Raw genomic sequence first — 7,871 nt, forward strand, 5'->3', positions numbered from 1 at the left:
CTTGCGCGCCGAGCAGTTTTCCAGTGTCGGGCGCGAAGAGAATTTTCAACGCGATAGGTTCGGCGCCGGGGTAGTAGCCGGCGTGCGAGCCGGGGTGAAGATGGATCGCGAGGAAGGGAATAGAAGCGCGGCGGAGCGATTTTTCGTTAGCGCCCGTGCAGCCCGCGGTGAGCTTGAACAAGCGCACAATCGCCGTGCCCCACGTGTGTTCGTATCGCGACGGTCGCCCGAGGATGTTGTCCGCGGCAATTCGTCCCTGGCGATTCGCCGGGCCGGCCAGCGCGATGAGCGCCCATTGTCCCGTGACTCCATCGCGCACTTCGATGGCATCGCCCACGGCCCAGAGGTGAGGGTCGCTCGTTTGGAGATGTTCATCAACCCGGATGCCGCCGCGTTCTCCGATCTCCAGACCGGCTGCGGTGGCCAAACCGATTTCAGGTTTCACCCCCAGCCCGAGAATGACCGAGTCGGCGGGTAATCGCTGGCTGCTTCTCAGCACCACGATGGAAGCGCGGGCGGGCTCCTGCTCGGAGGGCGGCTCGAATGCGACCACGGGATCGTTCAGGTGCAAAGCCACGCCGTTGGCGCGCAACTCCGCGTGCAACCACGCCGCCATTTCGGGATCGAAAGGCGTCATCACCTGCGGCGGTCCTTGCGCCACAGTCACATCGAAGCCGCGATGCCGCAGTTGCTCGGCCATTTCGAGACCGATGTAGCCGCCGCCGACCACGACGGCGCGGCAACGCTGGCAATCCTTTGACCACGCCATGATGCGTTCCACATCGGGAATGTTGCGCACCACGAAATGGTTCGGATGATCGATGCCGGGAATGGGCGGCCGGAGTGGCGATGCGCCCGTGGAAAGAATGAGCGCGTCGTAGGATTGTTCGTATTCGCGGCCGGTTTCCGATTCGCGCACCTGAATTCGCCGGGCCGTGCGATCGATGCCGATCACTTCGGTCTTGATGCGCACATCCAAATTGAAGCGCGCCTTGAGGCTCTGGGGCGTCTGCACGAGCAAGCTGTCCTGCTCGGCGATTTCGCCACCGACGAAATACGGCAGTCCGCAGTTGGCAAACGACACATGCTCGCCGCGCTCGAAAATGATGATCTCGCAGTGTTCACAAAGCCGCCGCGCGCGGGCCGCCGCACTCGCGCCACCCGCGACGCCGCCGACGATGACGATGGTTTTTGGCGATGAGGTTTCCATTTACCTCGCACAGGACGCGCCGACGCCGCGCTGGTTCCACGGCAGCTTCGCGATGAGCATCCCCATCGCGCAGGTGTCCGTGATCCCGGCGAACATCAGCCCCGCGCCGACGAAGCCGGAGAGCCAGACGAAGGCGGGATTCACAAACTGCGCGAGCAGCGCGCCGATGACCACGATGGCTCCCGCTGCAATGCGCACCTGCCGTTCCAGCGACATTACTCTTGTCGCGCCGCGCTCGACGGGCAACCCAGCCGCAGCCCAGGCCATCGTGCCGCCCTCGACGACGCTGCATTGTGTATAGCCGCTCTTTTCCAGTTTCTCCGCCGCCTGCTTCGCCCGGCCGCCCGAGCGGCAAAATATGAAGATCGCTTGGTCTTTGGCGAAGCCGTCCGCATCGGCGAGTTCGGCCGCATCGAGTTTGTCGAGCGGCGCGAGATGCACGCCGGGGACGTGAACTTCCGCATGCTCCGCGGGCGTGCGGACATCGAGCAGGTGAAGCTTCTCGCCGTGTTCCAGTCGGGCGCTGAGTTGGTGCGGTGTGATGGTCGTCATAGTCATCCTTTCAATCTGCGATGCTGAGCGCGCGTCGATCTTCAGCCTCCTCGATCCGAAGGAATCTGTTCTTGGCCACCCGCTCTTCCGGCGACTCGAACCACTGCCAAAAGCTTTTGAAGAGATCACCCAAGCCGAGGTATTCGTGCTGTTCCCGCTCAAGCTCGATCGCCGCCCTGTCATATTCCTGCTGATAGTCCACGCCGGCCGTCAGGGTGGGGTTCGGCAGTTTGGTGAGGACTCGCTGAACAAGCTGATCCACATCCTTCTTGGAGTGCTTCTCTAACAACTCCAGCTTCACTCGCGAAGCTTGGGCGCAAGCGTGGATGGCTTCCAAATGCAGCTCGAACGTGCGGGCCAGGGCGTTCCAATCCTGGCGAATATCCGCGCTCAGCTTGCTCGCTTGCGCGCGGATGGCTCCAAGCGCCGCCACCAGGCGGGCGTCTTCCAACTGAATCATGTCCCACGCCACCAACGCCTCTTCCGTGCGAACGCCATCCCTGCTTTCGATGGCATCCTGCATTGCATTCACCAGCACTCGGGTTCTCTGCAAAATCCCTTCGACGTTGTCCCATTGCCGGTGCCAGTCCGTGTTCCATTCGCCCGCCGAGCCATGTGCTCTCCCGAAATGTCGCGCGCTCTGCAGCGTCACGATTAAGTCCTTCTCCAACTCCCAGAGATGCGCCGCATCCATGCGAAAACCAATCTCCAGGCGAGCCAGTATGTGGGTCTGTTTGTTGTTCATCATATTCGTTTTCTTCGCGGATGGGAAAAAAAGGGGCGTCAGTCGCGCACGAAGTCGATAAAGCCGCGCTCAACGTCGGTGTGGACCAGTTTGACGTGGACGTGGTCACCCACATCGAGTCCTTGGAAGCCGCGTTCCAGCTTGCCCTCGACGGGCGGCTGGAAGATCCGCACCCATGTTCCCTTCGGCGAGGCGCCCGTGACGATGGCATCGAAATGCTCCGTGATTCTGCCGGACAGGAGCAGCGCCTCCGCCGACTTTCGTACGCGCCGCTCGACCTTGGTCGCGGCGTCTTCCTGCTCCGTGCAGTGTTTCGCGAGTTCCGTCAGCTCCGGGATCGTGTAGGGCAGCGGCGCTCCCGACATTGCGGCCTTGAGGAGCCGCTGCGTGATGAGATCGGGAAAGCGCCGGTTCGGTGCCGTGGAATGGGTGTAGTCCTTTACCGCCAGCCCGAAGTGGCCAGGAGCCACGCCGCCGGGTAGATCGAGCGCATATTCTCCTCTCCCGATGAGTTTGACCACGGCCAGCGAGAGGTCGGGAAACTTCTCCGGGTCTGCTTTGCGTCGTCGCTCCAGGAAAGCTTCGAGGGCTACGGCGTCCGGCTCTTTGGGGAGCTGTTCACCCAAACCCGACGCGAGTTGCGCGATGCGGTCCCAGCGTTCCGGAGATCGCAGAACGCGGCGGAGCGAGGGGAATTTTTTCGACGCGAGGTAGGTCGCCGTCACTCCGTTTGCGTTGATCATGAAGTCCTCGATCAACTGCTTTGCCCGGTTCCTTCGATCCGTATCGAGATCGGAAAGGACATCGCCGTCGAAGACCGCCTTCGTCTGAATCGTCTCCAAGCTGAGCGCGCCGTGGCGGTGGCGCACGGCTACGAGGCGCTGCGCGAGGCTGTCTTGAAGGCGGAGGTTTTCGTCGAGTCCTGGGATCTCCGCGACTCGCCGGGGCGCCGCACCTTCACTATCCAGCCATGCGGCGACGCTGCGGTAAGCCAGTTTTCCGTGGTTCCGCACATGCGCTCGGTAAAGGTCCGACGTGGCGAGTGATCCGTCGGTCTCGAATACCATGTCCGCCACCACAGCGATCCGGTCCTGGTCTTCATTCAACGATGAGAGATCGGTGGACAGCGCCTCGGGCAGCATGGGAAAGATCGCGGCGGGGGTGTAAACAGAAGTCGTGTTGCGCGACGCGTGGCCGTCGAGCGCAGACCCTTTCCGCACCAGCGCATCCACGTCCGCGACGGCCACGAGGATCCGGACCTGACCGCCCGCGAGCGGCTCCGCGACGGTGAGCTGGTCGAGGTCGCGCGAATCGTCGTTGTCGATGGACGCCCAGAGCCGGTCGCGCAGGTCGCGCACCTCGCCGGACGCCGTTGCGGGGCCGCCGATGGCCGCCAGCTCTTGCTTTGCCGCCGGCGGGAAGTCCGGTTCCAGGCCGCGCTCGATCATCGCCCTGCGCGCGATTGCCGCCAAGGTGGCTCGATCATTGGAACTGCGTATGTTTGGGTTCATGAGGTCGATTTAGTTAGTGCGGTGCGGAAGACTCGGGAGCGCGGGGTCAGGAAACTCGCTTTCAACTTCCGACCGCGCGGGCTCGACTCGCACGACCGCCGCAGTCGTGGTTCGACTCGGCCAGACTTCCAGCAGCACGGTGGTAATCGTGAGGGCGACGGGGCCAAGGATGAGGCCAGCCGGACCAAACAGGATCACGCCACCGACCACGGAGACGAAGACGAGAACGGTGTGCAGTTTCAGCCGATTTCCGACGAGAATTGGACGGAGCAAATTATCAACCGTGCCGACGACCAGCATGCCCCACGCGGCGAGAATCAGCGCCTTGCCCCAACTGCCTTCCATCGCCAGAAAAAGGGCCGCGGGAATCCACACCACGAAAGCGCCCAGGACCGGCACCACCGCGAGCAAAGCCATCACAACGCCCCAGAGCAGCGGCGCGGAAAGGCCGAGCCACCAGAACATCAGTCCGCCCAACAGGCCCTGCACCGAGGCGACCGCGAGCGTGCCGGAAATCGTGGCGTTGATCGTATCGCTGACTCGGCTAATCAGGCGATCCATCTCGGCTTCCGTCAGCGGCGAAAGCACACGGAGTGACTGGAGCGCTGCGCGCCTGTCGCGGAGGAAAAAGAAGAGCAGATAAAAGATGAGGCAAACGCCGATGACCTGAGTGACCGAGCCCTTCACGATGGCACCGGCGAGGCCGGTCAACCAGTTGGCGAATGAATTGACGGCCCCCGGCAAATCGACGTTTCGCTCGACCTTTTCGGCGAGCGGCGCGAGGCGCGGCTGGGTTTCGATGGCCTGCCGCCATTCGCCAGAGTTGACCTTGGCCTCGATCAGTTGCGCCCCTCTCGCCGCCTGCAGAACCAGTCGCTGACCGACGAACGTCGCCGGCACGACCACGATCAGCCCGATCACCAAAACGGAAACCGCCGCTGCCACGCTGCGCCGCTTGATCTTCGCCTCCAGCCGGCGCTGCAACGGGGCAAACAATACCGCCAGCGCCAACGCCCAGACCATGGAAGGCAGGAACGGCTCGGCCAAGCGGTAGCAGATGTAGATGCCAAAGGCCGTCGCCGCCATCAGCACAAGCGTCTGGACGTGAACGCGCGACGCCCAATCATTCGCGATTGCCGCTGCCAAAGGCTTGGCTTCTGGTTCATCCATCTTCCCGTTGCTACCCGGAGGCCGTTCGGAATGATGGATGATGTCGTTCATGAAGGATGCAGGAAGGTCCAAGGATTCCCCGGCTGTTCCGTAAGGTTCCCCAACCTGGACAAGGGTCAGGTCGCCGACCGACTTCGGCCAATACCTCCCCCGGCACCACCTCATAGCCGGGAGCTATCCGCAGACAGGTCCGCGAGCTGAGTCAGGACATTATGGGCGCAGGCGCGCAGCAGTCGCCTCGTCATCGCGCGGGGTGAAGCGCAGGGTCAGAATCTCAGATTGCTCTATTTCTCGCAGAGTCATTTTCAGGGTGAAACGCCGCATCTTTTCGACCGGAGCATTTTTGGCGTTGCTCAGCATTTCGTAGAAGGTCTCGAACTCATCGCGTCGAAACAGCGGGCTCTCAAAAAACTCGCGGGCCAGACCGAACCCGTAATTGCCGCCGACAGTGAACTCGACAATGACGTTCTTGTCTTCCGCCAGAACTTCGATCCGCCAGCGATCTTCAGGCAGAGGATCGTGTTGATGCTCGAAGAACGTCCCGCCATTGGGCGATTTCTCCGGCGACATCTCCAAGACGGTAGAGAAGTACTGAACCGCATCCGCTGCCGTGAACGGTAGCGATCCAGGTCGAAAGTCGGGCTCTTCAACCGGATTTTTCGGCGGAACCAACACCACTTCGAGGCTTTTACCCTCGCGAATAACCTCTTGCGCCGTAGTCCGGGCGGCAGGGAGAAAAAGCATGAGGCAGGCGATCAGGGCGAAGCGCGCGGTTGGCATATTGGATGGAGTGGCTGCCATTTTTGGTCTTTTTAGGAATCGGGCCATCCCGCCGACCCAGCCAATACCTCCTCGACGCCCTCATTATAGTTAAAAGCTATTCGCCCGATCAATTGTTGCAGCCAAAAGCGCTGGTCGCCCCGATACTTTGGTAATGGAACTTCGCCACCTGCGGTACTTCATCGCAGTCGCCGAGGCGTTGAGTTTTACCAAAGCTGCGGAAAAGCTGCGGCTGGCCCAGCCGTCGCTCACCCGGCAGGTGCGGAATCTGGAAGACGAAATCGGCGTGCGCCTGCTAGACCGCTCGAACAACCGGGTCGCGCTCACCGAGCAGGGGCGACGGTTCCTTTTCGATGCAAAAAAGGTGCTCGCGCTGTGCGCCGAATCCGTCGCCGCCGTGCAGCAGATGGAACACGGGGAAAGCTCGCACCTCAATATCGGCTACATCTCAAATATCCACTACGGCCTGCTGCCCGCCACGCTGGGTGCCTTCCGCCAACTCTGTCCGCATGTGGCTTTGAACCTCTTCGACCTGGGCAGCGCCGCGCAATTCGAAGCGCTCGATGCGCACAAGATTGACCTCGGCTTCGTGGGTCTGCCGCCCGCGCTCTCCGGCCACGACTTGCTCTCCGAATGCGTGGCCAAAGACACGATGCTCGCTTTCCTTCCCGAGCGTCATCCGCTCGCCAAGAGGGCAAAAATTAAACTCGCCGAACTTGCGACCCAGTTTTTCGTCGGCATGTCCCCGAAAATGTATCCCGGGAAGCGCGAGTGGCTCGTCGAGACTTGCCGGATCGCAGGATTCAAGGCCCGCATCCTGCAAGAAGTAGACAGCGAGCTGGCGGCGATCAAATTCGTCGCCGACGGGCTGGGACTTGCGTTGCTGCCCGAACAGATTACCGGTCTGCCGCACGAAGGAGTGGTCTTCCGCCCACTCTCGCCACCGCTCCGCCGGGAATCGACCGTTGCATGGCGCGCGGACAATCCCTCAAAACCGCTCAAGGATTACATCCAGATCGTGAAAGACCTTTCGCGGAGCACGTGATCGCGCCGCTATTTCGGTGATCGGCGAACGGCCTGGTCATAGCCCCCCGCTATTCGTGAGCTTCCGGGAAGGTATTGGCCTCCTCGTTCATCAACGCTGACGCTTCTCGCCCATGAAGGTCATCTCGATCCGAGCCTTACGATTACTACCGCAAACCCTGACGCTCCCAGTCCTGATCGTCGCCGGCTGCATGACCGTCCATCCCTCCGCCCCGGCCACCTACCAGCAGGTCGTTCCATTGCTGGAAAACAATTGCGTCCACTGCCACGGCCAGCAGCGCCTTCCTTCCATGCCCCCACTCACGGACACCGCAGCGCTCGCGGCACTCATAGGCCCCGGAAAACTCATCGTGCCGGGCCACCCGGAGGACAGCCGCTTTTTGCGGGTAGTCACCTTGGCCGACAATCAGGTGGGTGCCATGCCTCCGACTGGCCACGCGATATCACCGAGGGAAGTTGAACTGATGCGCGCATGGATTGCAAATGGTGCCCCACTACCTGCGGTAAATGTCGATCTGACGCCGCGGGGAAGAGGTCCTCGTTCGCGCTAGCAGTGGATATGGGAGGCCTCCTTTGGTTGGGAACCAACGGGCATTCTCCTTCCGTTTCGGACAAGCTTTCACACTCGTCTATCCATCCTGCGCTGCCGATTGGACGATAGCCTCCACGGGGTCGGCGAAAGCCTTCAACTCCTTGGCGCGGCGCTCAAAATGCGCGCCGGTAGTGCTGGAGCAGTAAAGCATCTCTGGCGAGGCAACGTTGTGAACGGTGCCGCAAACTGGACGCACGGCATCGGTGTGGAGGTAAGTGAATGCGGCAAACTTCTCCGCGGGCTGCTGGTCGGGCAGCGGGTAGTTAA

At 61.8% G+C, this 7,871-nt stretch carries 8 protein-coding genes; 1 reads left to right on the forward strand and 7 read right to left on the reverse strand.

All coding sequences use genetic code 11. The features are described 5' to 3' along the window. The 6 genes from ABJF10_RS27125 to ABJF10_RS27150 form a co-directional block, all read right to left on the reverse strand. On the reverse strand, positions 1 to 1,210 hold a 1,210-nt coding region (locus ABJF10_RS27125), incomplete at its 3' end, for an FAD-dependent oxidoreductase (RefSeq protein WP_348547755.1). Next, a complete protein-coding gene (locus ABJF10_RS27130) occupies positions 1,211 to 1,762 on the reverse strand; it encodes a rhodanese-like domain-containing protein (protein ID WP_348547756.1) in 552 nt (183 codons plus the stop codon). A 10-nt stretch (positions 1,763 to 1,772) separates the two neighbouring features. Next, positions 1,773 to 2,510, reverse strand: a complete 738-nt coding sequence (locus ABJF10_RS27135) for a hypothetical protein (protein ID WP_348547757.1) — start codon at positions 2,508 to 2,510, stop codon at positions 1,773 to 1,775. Positions 2,511 to 2,545: 35 nt separating this feature from the next. Further along, the gene (locus tag ABJF10_RS27140; RefSeq protein WP_348547758.1) at positions 2,546 to 4,018 is read right to left on the reverse strand and encodes an RNB domain-containing ribonuclease; all 1,473 of its coding nucleotides are present in this window, start codon (positions 4,016 to 4,018) and stop codon (positions 2,546 to 2,548) included. 9 nt (positions 4,019 to 4,027) lie between these two features. Further along, a complete protein-coding gene (locus ABJF10_RS27145; RefSeq protein WP_348547759.1) occupies positions 4,028 to 5,239 on the reverse strand; it encodes an AI-2E family transporter in 1,212 nt (403 codons plus the stop codon). Positions 5,240 to 5,398: 159 nt separating this feature from the next. Beyond that, positions 5,399 to 5,989, reverse strand: a complete 591-nt coding sequence (locus ABJF10_RS27150; RefSeq protein WP_348547760.1) for a hypothetical protein — start codon at positions 5,987 to 5,989, stop codon at positions 5,399 to 5,401. 133 nt (positions 5,990 to 6,122) lie between these two features. Between ABJF10_RS27150 and ABJF10_RS27155 the strand changes: the two genes are divergently transcribed. Beyond that, positions 6,123 to 7,013 carry a LysR substrate-binding domain-containing protein gene (locus ABJF10_RS27155; protein ID WP_348547761.1) on the forward strand — a complete coding sequence of 297 codons (891 nt, stop codon included), beginning with the start codon at positions 6,123 to 6,125 and terminating at the stop codon, positions 7,011 to 7,013. Between the two features lie 628 nt (positions 7,014 to 7,641). Here the strand turns inward: ABJF10_RS27155 and ABJF10_RS27160 are convergent. Then, positions 7,642 to 7,871: hypothetical protein (locus tag ABJF10_RS27160; RefSeq protein WP_348547762.1), on the reverse strand; the 230-nt coding region annotated here is incomplete at its 5' end.

Origin of the sequence: Chthoniobacter sp. (genome assembly GCF_040003245.1) — a bacterium.
GTDB lineage: Bacteria > Verrucomicrobiota > Verrucomicrobiia > Chthoniobacterales > Chthoniobacteraceae > Chthoniobacter.

Excerpts from the sequence above, each read along its gene's own strand:
- ABJF10_RS27135 (WP_348547757.1), bottom strand. The coding sequence starts at position 2,510 with ATGATGAACAACAAACAGACCCACATACTGGCTCGCCTGGAGATTGGT.
- ABJF10_RS27145 (WP_348547759.1), bottom strand. The coding sequence starts at position 5,239 with ATGAACGACATCATCCATCATTCCGAACGGCCTCCGGGTAGCAACGGG.
- ABJF10_RS27130 (WP_348547756.1), bottom strand. The coding sequence starts at position 1,762 with ATGACGACCATCACACCGCACCAACTCAGCGCCCGACTGGAACACGGC.
- ABJF10_RS27155 (WP_348547761.1), top strand. The coding sequence starts at position 6,123 with ATGGAACTTCGCCACCTGCGGTACTTCATCGCAGTCGCCGAGGCGTTG.
- ABJF10_RS27150 (WP_348547760.1), bottom strand. The coding sequence starts at position 5,989 with ATGGCAGCCACTCCATCCAATATGCCAACCGCGCGCTTCGCCCTGATC.
- ABJF10_RS27140 (WP_348547758.1), bottom strand. The coding sequence starts at position 4,018 with ATGAACCCAAACATACGCAGTTCCAATGATCGAGCCACCTTGGCGGCA.